Here is a 581-nt window from a genome sequence, read left to right as displayed (position 1 = left end):
GAAATCAAAGGCATGATGGACGACGTACGTAAAGTACACCCAGATGCGAAGCTTGTTTATAACAACTCTCCATCTTTCAACTGGACATTGAACTTCCGTCAGCAAACTTACGATGCATGGGTAGCAGAAGGTAAAGACGTTTCTGCATACGATCGTGCAAACCTAATGTCTGCTGAGTACGACGATTCTGAATTGTCTGCAGCTGCGGACGAGCGTGTTAAAACGTTCCAAGCGGATACAGCTCGCGAAGCGAACGTATTCCACCACTTGATCACGCTACCGACTTACCACACCACTGCATTGTCTGTAGACAACCTTGCTAAAAACTACTTTGGTGAGCAAGGTATGCTTGGTTATGTTGAAGGCGTTCAGCGTAAAGAGATCCGTCAAGGTATCGCATGTGTTAAACACCAAAACATGGCTGGCTCAGACCTTGGTGATGATCACAAAGAATACTACCTTGGTGATCGCGCGCTTAAAGCTGGCGGTGCGAAAAACACTTCTAACCAGTTCTCTTAATTTGAGACTGGCTAGTTAAGCTGTTTAAAAGGCGACCTTAGGGTCGCCTTTTTTCGTTATAG

Annotated in this window: 1 pseudogene; it reads left to right on the top strand. The window is 45.6% G+C overall.

Features of this window, described 5'->3' with window-relative positions:
* Positions 1-519 (top strand): annotated as a pseudogene (locus A3750_RS04045) (isocitrate lyase); the annotation flags it as partial.
* Positions 520-581 lie beyond the last annotated feature (62 nt).

The organism is Oleiphilus sp. HI0079 (assembly GCF_001635105.1).
The sequence above is the reverse complement of the archived record's forward strand: the minus strand, read 5'-3'. Positions and strand labels throughout refer to the sequence as shown.